Below are 16,967 nucleotides of genomic sequence, written 5' to 3'. Positions count from 1 at the left end.
CTTGTCGACCGAAACCCCCGTTGCCGTCTCCATCGTCGTTCCCGTGCGCAACGAGGCCGGCAACATCACGCCCCTGATCACCGAGATCGCGGCCGCGCTCGACGGTCTCTGGGCCTATGAGATCATCTACGTCAACGACGGCTCGACCGATGACACCGCGCAACGGCTCGCCGAGGAGATGGCGCGGCGGCCGAACCTGCGCGTGCTGCGCCATGAGAAGTCGTCCGGGCAATCGGCGGCCGTGAGAAGCGGCATCCGCGCGGCCCACGGCGCGATGGTTGCGACGCTGGACGGCGACGGGCAGAACAATCCCGCTTTCCTGCCCGACCTCATCGCTGCGCTCGAAAAGGGCGGGGCGGGTGTCGGCCTCGTCGCAGGCCAGCGCGTCGGTCGCAAGGACACCGGCTTCAAGAAACTGCAATCGCGGCTTGCCAACAAGATCCGCAATGCGGTGCTGCATGACGGCACCCGCGATACCGGCTGCGGCCTCAAGGCGGTCCGCCGCGACGTCTTCCTGATGATGCCGTATTTCGATGGTCTGCACCGCTTCCTTCCCGCCCTGGTGCGGCGTGAGGGCTACGACATCGCCTACATCGACGTGACAGATCGACCCCGGCACTCCGGTGTCTCGAACTACGGGTTCTTCGACCGGCTCTGGATCGGGATCATGGATCTCGCCGGCGTGTGGTGGCTGATCCGCCGCAAGAAGCCGACGCCGGTTGTGATCGAGGTAAAGTAATGCTGATTCAATTCGGGCAGGCGTTCAGCAACTATCTCTACGACATCTTCATCGCCAAATTTGATTTCTGGCTGGTGTTCGGCCTCGCCGCCCAACTGGCCTTCGCCGCGCGCTTCCTTGTGCAGTGGATCGCCAGCGAGCGCGCGGGCAAGAGCGTGGTGCCCCTTGCCTTCTGGTTCTTCTCGATCGGCGGCGGCCTCATGACGCTGATCTATGGTCTCGTCAAACGCGAGCCGGTCATCATCTTCGGCCAGTTGCTGTCGAACATCATCTACGTCCGCAACGTGATGCTGATCTTCAAGAACCGTCAGCGCGAGTCGCAGACGCTGAGCAATTGACCGGAGCGGGCTTCAGGTTCACAGGGCGGATGTGCCGTCGCCCGTTCGTGGGGCCGTCCTGCGCTCAGCGCGGCAGCGGCTGGGCCGAGGATGGGGGCAGGGTCACGGTCGTCGCCACGCTGTCAGCCGCCTCGCCGCGGCGCGTCGCAATCTCGCCGGCGGCATCGAGCACGGGATAGGCGACCGAGCAGATGTGCGAGTGGATCCGCCTGAGGTCACGCAGCACGTCGAGATGCAGTGAGGTGGTTTCGAGCGTCTCCGAGCGGCCGTCGCGCAGACGTTCGAGGTGCCGCTCGGTCGCGCCGAGCTCGGCGTTGCGGAGCTCGGCTTTCTGATCGAGCAATTGGTGCGCCTGCTGCGCATCGCCGGACATGAAGATGCCGAACGCGACGCGGAGCGCCTCCATGATCTGGCGGTGAAAGGCCTGCAACTCGTCGGCGCCCTCCGCGGAGAACTGGAACCTGCGCTTGATCTTCTTGGTCGCGAGCTCGCTCAGGTTCTTGTCGATGATGTCGCCGATGTGTTCGAGGTTGATCGCGAAGGAGATGATCTCCATCGCCCGCTTGCCCTCGCGATCGTCCAGGCTGCCCCGCGTCAGCTTGGTGATGTAAAGCTTGATGGCTTCGTCGAGCCGGTCGACGACATTGTCCGCGCGTGACACCTGATCCACGAGGCCACGGTCGTTGGTCATCATCGCGGTCATGACATTGCGCAACATGGTCTCGACCAGATCGCCCATGCGCAGCGCCTCGCGCGCCGCGTCCGCAAGCGCCAGCGACGGTGTCTCCAGCGCGGTCTCGTCGAGGTAGCGCGGCTTGGCGGGATCGACTTCGGCCGGGCGGTCGGGGAACAGTCTGACGAGCAGCTTCTCGATGCTGCCGAGCAGACCGATGAAGACCAGCGCCGTGCCGAGGTTGAATGCCATGTGAAACTGCGCGGTCAGCTTCGACAGATCCGGCTGCCATTGCTGCAGCTGAGCCGCGAGCGGATGGAGGAAGGGTGCGATCAGCGCGACGCCGATGATGCGGTTGAGGAGATTGCCGACGGGCAGGCGATAGCTCGCGGGATTGTCGCGCCGGGCGCCCTCGAACACCGGGTTGACGGCGCTGCCGAGATTGGCCCCGAGCACCAGTGCCATGGCCGCATCGGCCGTGATGAAATGCGCATAGGCCAGCGACATTACCAGCAGCACGCTCGCGACGCTGGAATGCACGATCCAGGTGACGGCGGCGCCGAAGATGATGCACAGCGTGACGTCGGCGGTGATCGCCTGCATGAACACGCGCATCGCCGGCGCCTCCTCGGCCGGCGCGAGCGTGTCGATCAGGATATGGAGCGACAGCAGCATCAGGCCGAGGCCGATCGACACCCGGCCGAGATCCTTGATGCGCGATCGCGGCCCGCTGCGGAACGCCACCAGGCCGAGCACGAACAGGATCGGCGCGACGGCCGCGACGTTGAACGACAGCACCTGGACGATCAGCGTGGTGCCGATATTGGCGCCCAGCATGATCGCCATCGCGGGGATCAGGCCGACGAGGCCTTCCGCAGCAAAGGAGGTGGTGATGAGCGCCGTTGCCGTGCTGCTCTGGAGAAGCGCGGTGAGGCCGAGTCCGGCCGCAAGGGCGCTGAAACGGTTCCGCAGCGCTCGCGACAGCAGCAGCCTGAGATCCGGGCCGAAGGCGCGCAGGATGCCGCTGTGGACCATGTGAAGGCCCCACAGCAGCAGCGCCACGCCACCCATCAGATCGAGCAGAACCATGATTCCCGTTCGTTCCCGCTTGTCTTCAGACCAAGGCTACGCCCAATCGGCCGGGGATCAACGCCAATTTGGCGGCCCCGGTTGCCCGATCGCGCGGCGCTCCGCCCCTGCGGGCGGCGTGGTCAAGCGGCGTTGAACGCGGCAAAGCCGCGATCGAGATCGGCCTTGAGATCCTCGGTATTCTCGAGACCGATGTGCAGCCGCAATGTCGGACCGCCGGGTGCCCATGTGGTCGCCGTGCGGTAGCTCGCGCAGTCGAACGGGATCGCCAGGCTCTCGAAGCCGCCCCAGGAATAGCCCATGCCGAACAGCGTGAGCGTGTCGAGCATGGCGTCGACGGCGGCCTGCGCCTTTGGTTGCAGCACGATGCTGAACAGGCCGGAGGCGCCGGTGAAATCGCGCTTCCAGATCGCGTGCCCCGGATGGCTTTCCAGCGCGGGATGCAGCACCTCGATCACCTCAGGACGCGCGGCGAGCCAGCGCGCCATCTCCAGGCCTGACCGGTGATGCTGCGCCAGGCGCACGCCAAGCGTCCGTACGCCGCGCAAGGCCAGGAACACGTCGTCCGGTCCGGCGCAGACGCCGAGCAGGCGGATGCCCTCGGAGATCAGCGGCCACGCCTTCGCATTGGCCGAAATCGTCCCGAACATGATGTCGGAGTGGCCGCCGATATATTTGGTGGCCGCCTGCATGCTGATGTCGACGCCCTGATCGAGGGAGCGATGGTAGAGCGGCGTCGCCCAGGTGTTGTCGTCGATGACCAGCGCGCCGTGCGCATGCGCAACCGCGGCAATGACGGGGATGTCCGGCATTTCGAAGGACTGCGAGCCCGGCGCCTCGACAACCACCGCGCGTGTATTCGATTTGAGCAGTTGCTCAATTCCTGCGCCGATCAAGGGGTCGAAATAGGTCGTCTCGACGCCATAGCGTGCCAGCATGCCGTCGCAGAAATTGCGGGTTGGACGATAGATGCTATCGCACACCAGAACGTGGTCGCCGGCCTTGAGCACCGACAGCAGGGTGGTCGAGATGGCGCCGAGGCCTGACGGCGCGATGCCGACGCCGGCGCATTGCGGCCCCTCGAGCGCCATCAGCACTTGCTGCAGCGCCTTCGTGGTCGGGGTGCCGTGGCGGCCGTACTGGAATTCACCGCGGTGTGCATGCAGATCTTCAGCCGTTGGATACAGGACCGTTGAACCATGAACGACAGGAGGATTCACGAATCCGTGCTGCGCTTTCGTGTCCCGCCCCGCCGTGACCAGCCGTGTCTCGACGTTTTGTCGCACCGCCGCAGCGGGGTCGTTCGATGATGCCATTCGCGTGTCTTTTCTCTTTAAACCTGCCGGGATAGCTGGAAATCAGGCCGCACTGCGGTCGTTAATAACAGAATGCAGAACAGGCCCGTCAACCCCTTGACCCGGACCGCCAGTCGTTCTGTGATGCCGGCGCAATTCGATCGCTGCACGTTGAGGGGCTTGCCGCGATTTCCGCTTCATCTCGCATGCACGGCTCCGTCGTGCATGGCGCGCGCCATATTCTTGGTATGGCGTTTGCAGAGGCGGATTCAGGTCGGCCCCTCCTACGCGCTGAGATTCATCGCTCCCCAAGGACGACCCGCGAAAGGCTGTATTTATGAAACGCGTCACTCTGGCTCTTACTCTTGCTCTCGCCCCGGTGCTGGCGAGCGTCGGCGCCCAGGCCGAAACGCTCAAGACCGTCAAGGATCGCGGCATGCTCGCCTGCGGCGTCAGCCAGGGCCTTCCTGGCTTCTCGGCGCCCGACGACAAGGGCAACTGGACCGGGCTCGACGTCGACGTTTGCCGCGCCATTGCCGCCGCGATCTTCAACGATCCGACCAAGGTCAAGTTCGTTCCACTGTCCGCCAAGGATCGCTTTACTGCACTGCAGTCGGGCGAGATCGACGTGCTGTCGCGCAACACCACTTGGACCCTGTCGCGTGACACCTCGCTGGGCGCCAATTTCGCCGGCGTGACCTATTACGACGGCCAGGGCTTCATGGTGAAGAAGGCCCTGAAGGTCAATTCGGCGCTCGAGCTCAACAGCGCCTCGATCTGCGTGCAGACCGGCACGACGACTGAGCAGAACCTCGCCGACTACTTCAAGGCCAACAAGATGAAGTACGAGGTGATCGCATTCGCCGGCCAAGACGAGACCATCAAGGCGTACGAATCTGGCCGTTGCGACGTCTTCACGACCGACGTTTCCGGCCTCTACGCCGAGCGGCTGAAGCTCGCCAATCCGGCCGATCACGTGGTGCTGCCGGAAGTGATCTCGAAGGAGCCGTTGGGCCCGATGGTCCGCCATGGCGACGACCAGTGGTTCGACATCGTCAAGTGGACCTTGTTCGGGCTGGTGACGGCCGAGGAGCTCGGCGTGACGCAGGCGAACGTCGATGAAATGGCCAAGTCGGACAAGCCGGAGTTCAAGCGCGCCTTCGGCACCGACGGCAATCTCGGCGAGCAGCTCGGCCTCACCAAGGACTGGTTCTACCGGATCGTGAAAGCGGTCGGAAACTACGGCGAGATGTATGATCGCAACGTCGGCGCCGGCTCCAAGCTGCAGATCGCGCGCGGTCTGAACCAGCTCTGGAACAAGGGCGGCCTGCAATACGCGCCGCCGATCCGCTGATCACTGCGCGATAGCGGGGCTGCGGCGAATGAGCATCGAAGCAAGGTTACCGCCTACGCAATATGGGCTTCGGCTGAAGCGTATGCTGGGTGGCAAGGCAGGATGGAACGGCATCATCCTCCAGATCCTGTTCGTCGCAGTGCTGGTGTGGGTTGGCTACGAGATCGTGGCCAACGCACGCAGCAACCTCGCCACCCAGCGGATCACGTCGGGCTTCGGCTTTCTCAACAATACGGCCGGCTTCGACGTCAACCAGACCCTGATCAGCTACTCCGGCTCCGACAGCTACAGCCGCGTGCTGATCGTCGGCGTGCTGAACACGCTGCTGGTCTCCGTCATCGGTATCGTGCTGGCGACCATCCTTGGCTTTCTGGTTGCGCTTGGCCGCTTGTCACCGAACGTATTGCTCTCGCGGGTCTCCGGCGCCTATGTCGAGCTGATCCGGAACCTGCCTCTCCTGTTCCAGATCCTGTTCTGGTATCTCGCGGTGTTGGCGGCTCTGCCCGGACCGCGGCAGAGCATCTCTCTTTTCTCGACCTTCTTTCTCAACAACCGCGGCTTCATCGTTCCGCGCCCGATCGAGGAGCCCGGCTTCACGCCGTTCGCGATCGTGCTCGGTGTGGCGATCGTGGTCTCGATCGGTCTGCACTATTACGCGCGGCGTGAGCTGTTCTTGCGCGGCCATGTGATCCGGATTTGGCCCTACGTGCTGGGGCTGCTGATCGGCCTGCCGCTAATTGCAATGCTCGTGTTCGGCGTGCCGATTTCGTTCGAGGTGCCGGCGCTCAAGGGATTCAACTTCGCCGGCGGCTCCCGCATCATTCCAGAGCTCGTTGCGCTGACCCTGGCGCTCACCATGTACACGGCGTCTTTCATCGCCGAGGTGGTACGGGCGGGAATCCTCTCGGTCCACAAGGGACAGATGGAAGCGGGGCTCTCGCTTGGACTGAGCCGCGGCACCGTGCTGCGCCTGATCGTCGTGCCACAGGCGCTCCGCGTCATCCTGCCGCCGCTGACGAACCAGTATTTGAACCTGACCAAGAATTCCTCGCTCGCGGTCGCTATCGGTTATCCCGATCTCGTGTCGGTGTTCGCGGGCACGACGATGAGCCAGACGGGGCAGGCCATCGAGATCATCGGAATCACGATGGGCGTCTATCTGGCGCTGTCGCTGATTACGAGCGCGATGATGAGCTTCTATAGCTGGCGGCTTGGGAAGAGACTTGGCGCATGACCGACATCACGGCCTCAACCTTCATCCGTCAGGACATGGCCGGAGAACGCCCGGCGCCCATCAAGACGACCGGTTTCGTCGGCTTCGTCCGCACGAGGCTGTTGAACTCGCCGACCAATATCCTGCTCACCCTGGTGAGCGCGCTGTTGATCTGGTTCACCGTGATCCCGGCCGTCAAGTTCCTGCTGGTCGACGCGGTGTGGGTCGGCAAGGACCGCGATGCATGCCTGGCGCAGAACGCCGGCCATCCGGTCGGCGCCTGTTGGCCCTACATTTCGGCGAAGTTCAGCCAGTTCATGTACGGCTTCTACCCGGAGGCCGACCGCTGGCGCGTCAATCTGACCTATGTGCTGGCGGTGGTGCTGCTCGTGCCGCTGCTGATTCCGCGCCTGCCGGCCAAAGGCCTTAATGCGGGTCTGTTCTTCTTCGCGCTGCCGGTGGTCGCGTTCTTCCTGCTCTATGGCGGTGGGCTGGAGGGCTTCGGCGTGAGCTGGACCACAGGCACCCTCCAGCTGTTCGTCGAGAGCATCGATACGGCCGGTAACGCGCTGGTGCGCGCCGGCGATAACGTGCCGGTGGTCGGCATGCTGCTGTGGCTGCTCGGCAAGCTGGTCGTGCTGATCGGAACGCTCGCATCGCTCGTGATCTGGCCGCTGGTCTGGATCCGCAATGAACTGCAGCAATCTCACCAGCCCGTGTGGAATGATCTCGCGCTCTCCGCGATCATTGTCACCGCGCTGGTGTTCATCATCGGCGGCGGGAGCAGGGCGCTGCGCAGCGTCATCGCCACGGCCGCGACCTTCGCCGGCATCGCCATCGTCATTGCGATCATGGGCCTCGATCGCGGCGGCCTTCCCATCGTCGACACAAGGCTGTGGGGCGGCATGCTGGTGACGCTGGTCGTCTCGGTGATCGGCATCGTCGCGTCGATGCCGATCGGCATTGCGCTTGCGCTCGGCCGCCGCTCGACCATTCCGCTGATCCGCGTCTTTTCGATCGCCTTCATCGAGCTGGTGCGCGGCGTGCCGCTGATCACGGTGCTGTTCTTCGCCACCTACATGCTGCCGCTGTTCCTGCCCGGCAATGTCAGGGTCGACGGCTTGGTACGGGCGCTGATCGGCGTTGCGCTGTTCTCCGGCGCCTACATGGCCGAGGTGATCCGCGGCGGCCTGCAGGCCATTCCGCGCGGCCAGGCGGAGGCGTCGAGCGCGCTCGGCCTGTCCTGGTGGAAGACGACGAGCTTCATCGTGCTGCCGCAGGCGCTGCGCCACGTCATCCCCGGTATCGTCAACAGCTTCATCTCGCTGTTCAAGGATACCTCGCTGGTCTCGATCGTGGCGCTGTTCGACTTGCTCGGCAGCCTCAAGGCTTCGTTGGCCGATCCGGTCTGGGCGACACCGACCACGGCTTTCACCGGCTTTGCCTTCACAGGAATGATCTACTTCGCCTTCTGTTTCGGCATGTCACGCTACTCCATGCTGGTCGAGCGCCGCCTCAACGCGCACCGGCGCCATTGACCCAGATATCGTCGAGAGATCCATGACTGCAAATTCGATCGTCAGCATTTCCGCCCTCAACAAATGGTACGGCGAATTCCACGTCCTGCGCGACATCAACCTCTCCGTCGGAAAGGGTGAGCGCATCGTGATCTGCGGGCCCTCGGGCTCGGGCAAGTCGACCTTGATCCGCTGCATCAACGCGCTGGAGGAATTCCAGGAGGGCGAGATCAATGTCGACGGCATCGATCTGGGTCCGAATCTCAAGCGGGTGGACGAAGTCCGCCGTGAGGTCGGCATGGTGTTCCAGAGCTTCAACCTGTTTCCGCATCTGACCGTGCTGGAGAACTGCACCCTGGCTCCGATCTGGGTGCGCAACATCCCGCAGAAGGAAGCCGAGGCGACTGCGATGAAGTTCCTGGAGCGGGTCAAGATCCCGCATCAGGCGCAGAAATATCCGGGCCAGATGTCGGGCGGTCAGCAGCAGCGCGTTGCCATCGCGCGCGCGCTGGCGATGAACCCGAAGGTCATGCTGTTCGACGAGCCGACCTCGGCGCTCGATCCCGAGATGGTGAAGGAGGTGCTCGACACCATGGTCGATCTCGCCAAGGAGGGCATGACCATGCTGGTCGTGACCCACGAGATGGGCTTTGCACGCGAGGTCGCCAACCGCGTCGTGTTCATGGACGCCGGCCAGATCATCGAATCGAACACGCCGCAGGAATTCTTCGCCAACCCGCAGCATGCGCGCAGCAAGCTGTTCCTGAGCCAGATCCTGCGGCATTGATGAGGAAGCGAATCGGGACTTGCGAATAGCGAATAGGGCGAGAAATTCTACTCGCTACTCGCTACTCGCTACTCGCTACTCGCTACTCGCTACTCGCCCTCAAACGAAAGGCGGCTTGATCCCGCTGCGCCGCTCCAGCCAGGCCGGCACCGGCAGGTTCTTCGAACGCATGAACTCCGGATTGTACAGCTTCGACTGATAGCGCGCACCGGAGTCGCACAGGATGGTCACGATGGTGTGGCCGGGGCCGAGCTTCCTGGCGAGTTGCACCGCGCCAGCGACGTTGACGCCGGTCGAGCCGCCCAGGCACAGGCCTTCATGCTGCACGAGGTCGTAGATCGTGTTGACGGCGTCCTCGTCGGACACCAGGAACGCGTCGTCGACCTTGGCGGTCTCGATCACGGGCGTCACACGACCGATGCCGATGCCTTCGGTGATGGAATCGCCGGGCGTCGATTTGACGACCCCGTTCTTGAACCATTCGTACATCGCGAAGCCGTGCGGGTCGGCACAGGCGGTGACAATGTCCTTGTTCCTGTCCTTCAAATAGCGGCTCGTGCCGGCGATCGTGCCGCCGGTGCCGACCGCGCAGATGAAGCCGTCGACCTTGCCGTCGGTCTGCTCCCAGATCTCGGGTCCCGTGGACTCATAATGCGCCTTGGCGTTGTCGAGGTTGTTCCACTGGTCGGCGAACAGCACGCCGTTGGGCTCGGTCATGCGCAGTTCGTCGGCGAGCCTGCGGCCGACATGCTGATAGTTGTTGGGATTGCTGAACGGCAACGCCGGCACCTCGACCAGCTCCGCGCCGCACAGCCGCAGCATGTCCTTCTTTTCCTGGCTCTGCGTCTCCGGAATCACGATCAGCGTGCGATAGCCACGCGCGCTGGCGACCACGGCCAGACCGATGCCGGTGTTGCCGGCAGTGGCCTCCACCACGAGGCCGCCGGGCTTGAGATCGCCACGCCTCTCGGCCTCCAGGATCATCCACTTGCCGGCGCGGTCCTTGACCGACTGGCCCGGGTTCATGAACTCGGCCTTGCCGAGAATGGTGCAGCCCGTCGCCTCCGAGGCGCGCTTGAGCTTGATCAGCGGTGTGTTGCCGATCGCCGCGACGACGTCGTTATGAATGGTCATTTTGCAGATACCGTAGGAGTTTCCTCGAGCACACTTAAGAGGACCCTAGCCTGATATCCAGGGGAGCGTAAGCCGGCTGGATCAGCCCCCCGATTTCGCAAAGACGACCTGGCGAACATCGATATTCCCGGAGAGGAAACCTGCTTCGCAGTAGGACAGATAATATTCCCAGAGCCGCCTGAAGCGCTCGTCGAATCCGGAGGGCGTGAGGTCCGGCCAAGCCTCTCGGAAGTTATTTCGCCAGATCGCAAGCGTCCTGGCATAATCTTCCCCGAAGATCCGCTCGCGGATGACGGGTATGCCAAAGCGGTCGCCGAGCGACTTCAGAATCTGCGGTGTCGGCAACATGCCGCCGGGAAAGACGTAGCGCTGGATGAAGTCGACCTCGCGGCGGTAGTGCTGGAACAGGCTGTCCTGGATGGTGATTGCCTGGACACCGGCCAGTCCGCCCGGCAGCAGGCGGTCTCGCAGTTGCGAGAAATATTTTGGCCAGAATTGTTCGCCGACCGCCTCGATCATCTCGATCGAGGCGATGCGATCGTAGTGGTCACGCTCGTCCCGGTAATCCTGCAGGCGGATTTCGACCTTCTCGGCGAGCCCGGCCTCCTGGATGCGGCGCTGCGCGAAGTCGCGCTGCTGTTGACTGATCGTCAACCCAACGACCTTGGCGCCGAACGTCTTGGCGGCATATTCGGCAAAGCCGCCCCAGCCGCAGCCGATCTCGAGCAGCTTCTGCCCGGGCTTGAGATCGATCGCCTCGGCCAGCCGCTTGTACTTGTTGGTCTGCGCGGCACTGAGGTCGGTGGTGTGCTCCTCGAACAAGGCCGAGGAATAGGTCATGCTCGGATCCAGCCAGGCCGAGTAAAACGAATTCCCGATGTCGTAATGGGCATAGATGTTGCGCTTCGCCTGACGCTTGGTGTTGCGGTTGAACCAGTGCCGGACCAGCTGGGCAAACCGGATCAGCGGCTTGTCTTCCAGCATCGACTGCAGCAGGTGCTGGTTGACGCAGAACAGATAGAGAAACTGCGTCAGGTCCGGCGTATCCCAGTCGCCGTTCAGATAGGCCTCGGCGATGCCGATGTCGCCGCCATTGAGAAGACGCGATGCGAAGCCGTAATTGGCCAGGATCATTGCGGCGGCCGGCCCGGGCTCAACGCCGCCGAGCCGGATCACCCGTCCGTCCGGCAGGGTCACGTCGAGCGTGCCTTTTCGCAACCGCGAGCCGAAGCCGAGGGCAAGGCGGGGCAGGCGGGGAAGATCGGCAAGCACCTTGTCGATGGTATCAGGGGTGACTGGGATGACGTCCGGCATGGCAGGTCCACTCACGCAAACGGCTCCAGCCCACGTCCCCGTCGGCTGGCCGGTGCGGCACCTGTGCGGGCAGGGATCACGGACGCAGAGCGAGCCGGCCGTTTCCGGTCAGCGTCGTGACATATAAGCGTGGCTGCCGTTCCCCGCCAAGCCGGTATTGGTTCCAGGGCTTGCACTGATTTCGCCACGCGGGACGAGGCGGACGCCTTTGGCCCACAGCCGCAGTGCCTCCCAATGGATCGCGGCGAAGATTTTGACAGTCACCAGCGGGAGCGAGACGAAGGCTGCGAGCAGGGAGCCAGACGTCAGCCCGCGACGGCGGCCAGAGAAGGTTGCAGCGAGCAGGGGCCCGTCGGGGCCAGTTTCCAGAATCCGCAACTTGACCTTGTCGCCCGGCGGCATGACCCGGAAATGGTAGCGCATCGCCATGTCGATGAACGGCGAGACGTAGAAGGTCTTGTCCTGCGTCTGGCGCAGTCCTGCCGCGGACAGCTCATTGGATCTGACCGGCAGCACATAGGGCTTGATCTCGCCGAAGGTGTTGCGGACCTCGTAGATCATCAGCGCCAGGGTGCCGTCGCTGCGATAGCAGAAATAGACCGACAGCGGATTGAACACGTAGCCGAGCAGCCGCGGATAGCACAGCAACAGCACGCGTCCGCCGCCGAGATCGATCCCCTGATCCGCCGCGCAGGTCTGCGCATAGGCCAGCAGCGACGAGCCGTCGCGCGGACCGTGGTCGGCCTCGTGGAAGCTGTAGAGCGCTCGCCGATTGACCCCGAACAGCGAGGCCTGCCGGTCCGCCTGGTCGAGCCGGCCGAGATCGATCAGCAGGCTCATCACGCGATACCGGAAGCGGTGCGTGGTGGGCCGCATGCGGGCATGCATGACCTCTCCGACATAGAGCGCGGCCGCTTCCGTTCGGTCATCCTGTCCCGAGTGATCCATGTCCATATCGCGCCTATTCCGCAGCCTCGGCGAGCTCGGTGGGAAACCCGCGCCATGGCACGCTCGCGCCGAGCGCCTCCGCCACGGCGAGACCCGAGCGCAGCCCGTCCTCATGGAAGCCGTAGCCGGTCCAGGCCCCGCAGAACCAAGTATGGCGCTGCCCCTGAATCGCTGCCAGGCGCTTCTGCGCCGCAAAGGCCGCAGCCGTATATTGTGGATGCTCACAGATATATTTGCCAAAGGTCAGCTCCGGGGCCGGAGCGAAGGGTGGGTTGAGGCTGACGAACAGCGGCTTGGCGTCGTCGATGTCCTGCAGGTTGTTCATCCAATAGGTGACGGCGACGTCGTTCATGGGAACGCCCTCACGCTGCCAGCGCAGGAAATTCCACGAGGCCCAGGCGCGGCGGCGCTTCGGCATCAGCCTGCTGTCACGGTGCAGATAGATCGTGTTGGGCGAATATTTGATCGCACCGAGGATGCCGCGCTCCCGCTCGTCCGCGTCGGTGAGCATCGACAAGGCCTGGTCGCTGTGTGCGGCAATCACCACATGATCGTAGGTGTCCCGACGCCCGCTGCTGTCTTGAACGACGACGCCGTGGGCGGTGCGTTCGATGCTGGTCACGGCGCTGCCGAGCCTGATCTGGTTGCGGAAGCTCGACGTCAGTTTCTCCACATAGCGCCGGCTGCCGCCCTTGACGGTGCGCCAGACGGGACGGTCATATTGCAGCAACCTGTGGTTGCTGAAGAACGCAACGAAGTTCTCGGCCGGAAAGTCCAGCATCTCGGACGCCGGGGCTGACCAGATCGCGGCCCCCATCGGCGCCAGATAGTCGGTGAGCAGTCGCGGAGCGAAATGGTTGCGCCGGAAATAATCCCCGAGCGTAAGGCCATGCAGGCGGCCGGCCTTGAAGTCGGCTGTACTCTGCTCGTTGAAGGTCAGGATGTCCCTGAGCATCCAGAGATAGGATGTCGACAGCAGATTGCTCGGCTGCGCGAACAGCCCCTTGGCGGTGTCGAGCCAGGTGTTTCCGCCACCTTTCCATTCGAAGCGGCCGGCATCCGCGGTGACGGCAAAGCTCATGCTGCTGTCGACCGTCTCGACCCCCAGATGGTCGAACAAGGCGGTGAGCTCAGGATAGTTCAGCTCGTTGTAGACGATGAAGCCGATGTCGACCGAGACCGGAGCGCCGTCATAGTCGATCGTCACGGTATGGCTGTGGCCGCCCGGACGGAGATCGCGCTCGTAGACGGTGATCGGATAACGTTTCGCCAAGGACCAGGCCGCGGCGTTACCCGCAATACCCGTTCCGACCACCGCAACTCGCATGAATGCCCCCTGAAGTTCACGTGCAAGTTACGGAGTCCCCGCCAAAGGGTTTCACGGCCGCGCTCGCCGCGTCACACCCCGGCCAAAACGGCATTCGACAGATGAAATCTTGGTAAGGCGGCAGCCGGAGGCCCGTGGCCCTGCCTGCACGAAACTCCGCTGATTTACGGGAGATTCGTCGATTCGGTGGACTTTATCGGCACCATCGCTGCTGGGGCGACGGGGGGCTGCAGGGCTGTCCGCCGCCGTGGGCTGCGGCTAGAATGATTCCCAAGACTACAGGGAAGCATCACGCCAGTGTCCATCGTGCCGATCGCCGTCGACGAGCCTTGCCGCGCGTCCGCTGACCCGCGGATCGTCGCCGGGATGCGGGAGCGCCGTGTGCCGGCTACCCTGCGGCGATTTGTCCACTGGCTGGCGGCGATCGGATTGGCGGCGAACTCGGCCGGCTGCCTGCTGACCCAGGATATTCCCGATCCGGCCCTCGACTTGCCCCAGCGCTACAAGGCGGCGTCCGGTTCCGATATGACGGCGCCGCCGCCGCTGGATTGGTGGCGCGGCTTCGGATCACGCGAGCTGACCCAGCTGATGGAGGAGGCGCAGAGCGTCAACCTCGACATTGCCGCTGCTGTGGCAAGGTTCCGGCAGGCCGATGCGCTGGCGCGGCAGGCCGGCGCGGCGCTGCTGCCAAGCCTGTCGAGCACGGGGCAGGAGACCTATTCGCGCACGTCCGGGTCGAGCTCCAGCGGGCTCACCAATGGCGGCCGCGAGGTCGTCAATTACCAAGCCTCGCTCTCTGCGAGCTACCAGCTCGACTTCTTCGGCCAGAATCGCGACGCGCTGCAGGCGGCCGAGGAAACCGCGGTAGCCAACCGCTTCGACCGCGACGTCACGCAGTTGACGACGCTTGCCACCGTCGCCAATGCCTATTTCCAGGTGCTGGCCGCGCAGGATCGGATTCGGACGGCTGAGCGCAACATCGCCAGCGCCACGCGTGTGCTCGATGCCATCCGCGAGCGGCAGAAGGCTGGCACCGGCAACGATCTCGACGTCGCGCAGCAGGAGAGCGTGCTCGCCAATCAGAAGGCGGCGGTGCCGCCGCTGCGCCAGACGCTCGATCAGAACGTCAATGCCCTGGCCGTGCTGGTCGCGCGATCGCCCGAAGGCATTCGGGTCATTGGCGGCTCGCTCGATCAGATCAGGACTCCGCGGGTCACGCCTGGTCTGCCGTCGGAGATCCTGACGCAGCGTCCGGACATCCGCCGGCAGGAGGCCCAATTGGCATCGGCAACGGCCAATGTCGGCAGCGCGCGGGCGCAGTTCTTTCCGAGCATCCAGCTCACCGGCAACGGCGGCTACCAGAGCGCGGCACTGGTGTCGCTGTTTCAGCCGCATGCGGCGTTCTTCAGCCTCGCCGGCAGCCTGACCCAGCCGATCTTCGACGGCGGCCGGATTCTGGGCAACTTCGAGAACGCCAAGGCGCGGCAGGATGAACTGCTGCAGACCTACCGCAAGACCGTGATCCAGGCCTTCACCGACGTCGACAATGCGCTGTTCTCGATCAAGCAGACCACGATCCGACTGCAATTGCAGCGCCAGGTCGTCGCCGCCTCGCGGCGTGCGTTCGAATTGTCAGAGCAGCAGTTGCGCGCGGGAACTGCCGACATCGTGACCGTCTTGAATACGCAATTGACGCTGTTCCAGGCCGAGGACGCGCTATCGCAGGCGCAACTGGCGCGCCTGCAGGCGTTTGTGAGCCTCTACCAGGCGCTCGGCGGCGGCTGGGAGCCGCGCATGGAGAAGTCGGCCGATGCTCTTTAAACCGGACGAGAAGGGAGCAGCGGCAGTGAAGCGCGCGCGGTCCAGCGTGGCACGGCGACTGGTGTCGATCGCGATCACGCTGCTGATCCTCGGCGGCCTCGGCTATATCGGCTGGTCGGCGATGCAGCAGAAGCAGCAGGCCAATAACCGCTTCGCGCGGCCCGACCTTCCCGTTCCGGTCCTGGCTGCCTCGCCTGCCATCAAGGACGTGCCGGTCTATCTCGACGGCGTCGGCGCGGTGCGCGCGCTGAACACGGTCACGGTGCGCTCGCAGGTCGACGGCAAGCTGATCGCGGTCAATTTCGTCGAAGGGCAGGACGTCAAGAAGGGCGACGTGCTCGCGGAGATCGATCCGGCGATCTATCAGGCGCAGTACGATCAGGCCGTTGCCAAGAAGGCGCAGGACGAGGCGCAACTCGCCAACCAGAAGCTCGACCTCGCCCGCTACGAGCAGCTCGCCGCCAGCAATGCCGGCTCCAAGCAGCAGGCCGACACGCAGCGCGCGGTGGTGGCGCAGCAGCAGGCGCTGATCAAGGCGGATCAGGCCGCGATCGACAATGCGGCGACGACCTTGAGCTACACCAAGATCGTGGCGCCGCTCTCCGGCCGCGCCGGCCTGCGCCAGGTCGACCAGGGCAACATCGTTCATGCCTCTGACGCGACCGGCCTCGTCGTCATCACGCAGCTGCAGCCGATTGCGGTTCAGTTCAGCCTGCCCCAGCAGCAGATCATGCGCGTCAATGCGGCCGCCGCCAAGGGACCGCTCGCCGTCGACGTGTTCGGCAATGACGGCGTCACCGTCATTGACACCGGCACGTTGCGGGGCATCGACAACCAGGTCGATCAGACGACGGGCACGCTGAAGCTGAAAGCAGAATTCCCCAACGGTAGATTTCAGCTCTGGCCGGGACAGTTCGTCAATGTCCGCCTCAAGGTCGAGACCCTGTCGCAGGCGATCACGGTGCCGACGTCGGCCGTACAGCGCGGGCCGGCAGGTACGTTCAGCTACGTGATCGGCGAGGGCGACATCGTCTCTGCGCATCCGGTGGCGGTCGTGCAGCAGAATGAGAGCGAGGCCGTGATCGCGAGCGGCTTGAGCCCCTCGGACCGTGTGGTGACGACAGGCTTTGCCAACCTCGCCGAGGGCGTCAAAGTGGTGGTCGGGCGCGCCGAGCAGACGCCGCAGGCCGATCTGGCGCCACGCAAACGCGGCCGCAATCCGCAAGCAAAGGATCAAGGCAAGGACCAGGCCAAGGAGGGCGGAGCTCCGCCTGACGGCGCGCCGAAGGACGGCGAGCTGCGTCGCAGGCCTCAGGCCGCGGGCCAGACCGATGCCGGTGCAGCGCCCCAGGGAGGGAGTGAAGCAGGTCGCGGCGCGAAGGCGCAGCCATGACGCGACCGCAAGAGTGACGAGCAGT

14 protein-coding genes are annotated in these 16,967 nt (G+C 64.3%); 8 read left to right on the top strand and 6 right to left on the bottom strand.

Annotated elements, in window-relative coordinates:
• Window position 1 precedes the first annotated feature (1 nt).
• Both ACQR0W_RS18395 and ACQR0W_RS18390 read left to right on the top strand, forming a co-directional pair.
• Window positions 2-739: a glycosyltransferase family 2 protein gene (locus ACQR0W_RS18395; RefSeq protein WP_315711843.1), complete on the top strand. Its 738-nt coding sequence runs from the start codon at window positions 2-4 to the stop codon at window positions 737-739.
• Window positions 739-1,077 carry a lipid-A-disaccharide synthase N-terminal domain-containing protein gene (locus ACQR0W_RS18390; protein WP_172109779.1) on the top strand — a complete coding sequence of 113 codons (339 nt, stop codon included), beginning with the start codon at window positions 739-741 and terminating at the stop codon, window positions 1,075-1,077. The genes ACQR0W_RS18395 and ACQR0W_RS18390 overlap by 1 nt, the downstream gene beginning before the upstream one ends.
• Before the next feature lie 64 nt (window positions 1,078-1,141).
• On the opposite strand, the gene ACQR0W_RS18385 is transcribed toward ACQR0W_RS18390, so the two are convergent.
• Window positions 1,142-2,839 (bottom strand): Na/Pi cotransporter family protein, encoded by a 1,698-nt coding sequence (locus ACQR0W_RS18385; protein ID WP_316170207.1) that lies wholly within the window; start codon window positions 2,837-2,839, stop codon window positions 1,142-1,144.
• A 122-nt stretch (window positions 2,840-2,961) separates the two neighbouring features.
• A complete protein-coding gene (gene metC / locus ACQR0W_RS18380) occupies window positions 2,962-4,155 on the bottom strand; it encodes a cystathionine beta-lyase (RefSeq protein WP_316170208.1) in 1,194 nt (397 codons plus the stop codon).
• 316 nt (window positions 4,156-4,471) lie between these two features.
• Here metC and ACQR0W_RS18375 point away from each other — a divergent pair, with 316 nt between their 5' ends.
• From ACQR0W_RS18375 to ACQR0W_RS18360, 4 genes are read left to right on the top strand one after another with little or no spacing between them, the layout of a single operon-like run.
• On the top strand, window positions 4,472-5,488 hold the full coding sequence (locus tag ACQR0W_RS18375; protein WP_315711846.1) for an amino acid ABC transporter substrate-binding protein: 1,017 nt from the start codon (window positions 4,472-4,474) through the stop codon (window positions 5,486-5,488).
• 28 nt (window positions 5,489-5,516) lie between these two features.
• The gene (locus tag ACQR0W_RS18370) at window positions 5,517-6,722 is read left to right on the top strand and encodes an amino acid ABC transporter permease (protein WP_315751097.1); all 1,206 of its coding nucleotides are present in this window, start codon (window positions 5,517-5,519) and stop codon (window positions 6,720-6,722) included.
• Window positions 6,719-8,239 carry an amino acid ABC transporter permease gene (locus ACQR0W_RS18365; RefSeq protein ID WP_315751098.1) on the top strand — a complete coding sequence of 507 codons (1,521 nt, stop codon included), beginning with the start codon at window positions 6,719-6,721 and terminating at the stop codon, window positions 8,237-8,239. Before ACQR0W_RS18370 ends, ACQR0W_RS18365 begins: the two co-directional genes overlap by 4 nt.
• 22 nt (window positions 8,240-8,261) lie before the next feature.
• Entirely contained in the window at window positions 8,262-9,005 is a 744-nt protein-coding gene (locus tag ACQR0W_RS18360; protein WP_315711850.1) for an amino acid ABC transporter ATP-binding protein, read from the top strand.
• 99 nt (window positions 9,006-9,104) lie between these two features.
• Here the strand turns inward: ACQR0W_RS18360 and ACQR0W_RS18355 are convergent, their stop codons facing one another.
• From ACQR0W_RS18355 to ACQR0W_RS18340, 4 genes are all read right to left on the bottom strand, one after another.
• A complete protein-coding gene (locus tag ACQR0W_RS18355) occupies window positions 9,105-10,139 on the bottom strand; it encodes a cysteine synthase A (RefSeq protein WP_315751100.1) in 1,035 nt (344 codons plus the stop codon).
• A gap of 81 nt (window positions 10,140-10,220) precedes the next feature.
• Window positions 10,221-11,453 carry a cyclopropane-fatty-acyl-phospholipid synthase family protein gene (locus ACQR0W_RS18350; protein ID WP_316170331.1) on the bottom strand — a complete coding sequence of 411 codons (1,233 nt, stop codon included), beginning with the start codon at window positions 11,451-11,453 and terminating at the stop codon, window positions 10,221-10,223.
• 108 nt (window positions 11,454-11,561) lie between these two features.
• Window positions 11,562-12,407, bottom strand: a complete 846-nt coding sequence (locus ACQR0W_RS18345) for a DUF1365 domain-containing protein (protein WP_316170209.1) — start codon at window positions 12,405-12,407, stop codon at window positions 11,562-11,564.
• 7 nt (window positions 12,408-12,414) lie between these two features.
• On the bottom strand, window positions 12,415-13,728 hold the full coding sequence (locus tag ACQR0W_RS18340) for an NAD(P)/FAD-dependent oxidoreductase (protein ID WP_315711856.1): 1,314 nt from the start codon (window positions 13,726-13,728) through the stop codon (window positions 12,415-12,417).
• Window positions 13,729-14,094: 366 nt separating this feature from the next.
• Between ACQR0W_RS18340 and ACQR0W_RS18335 the strand changes: the two genes are divergently transcribed.
• The gene (locus ACQR0W_RS18335) at window positions 14,095-15,549 is read left to right on the top strand and encodes an efflux transporter outer membrane subunit (RefSeq protein ID WP_316170332.1); all 1,455 of its coding nucleotides are present in this window, start codon (window positions 14,095-14,097) and stop codon (window positions 15,547-15,549) included.
• The gene (locus ACQR0W_RS18330; RefSeq protein WP_316170210.1) at window positions 15,539-16,942 is read left to right on the top strand and encodes an efflux RND transporter periplasmic adaptor subunit; all 1,404 of its coding nucleotides are present in this window, start codon (window positions 15,539-15,541) and stop codon (window positions 16,940-16,942) included. The genes ACQR0W_RS18335 and ACQR0W_RS18330 overlap by 11 nt, the downstream gene beginning before the upstream one ends.
• Window positions 16,943-16,967 lie beyond the last annotated feature (25 nt).

It is taken from the genome of Bradyrhizobium sp. HKCCYLRH1034, assembly GCF_051168375.1.
GTDB lineage: Bacteria > Pseudomonadota > Alphaproteobacteria > Rhizobiales > Xanthobacteraceae > Bradyrhizobium.
Note: the sequence above shows the minus strand (reverse complement) of the source record. Positions and strands in the feature narration are given on the sequence as shown.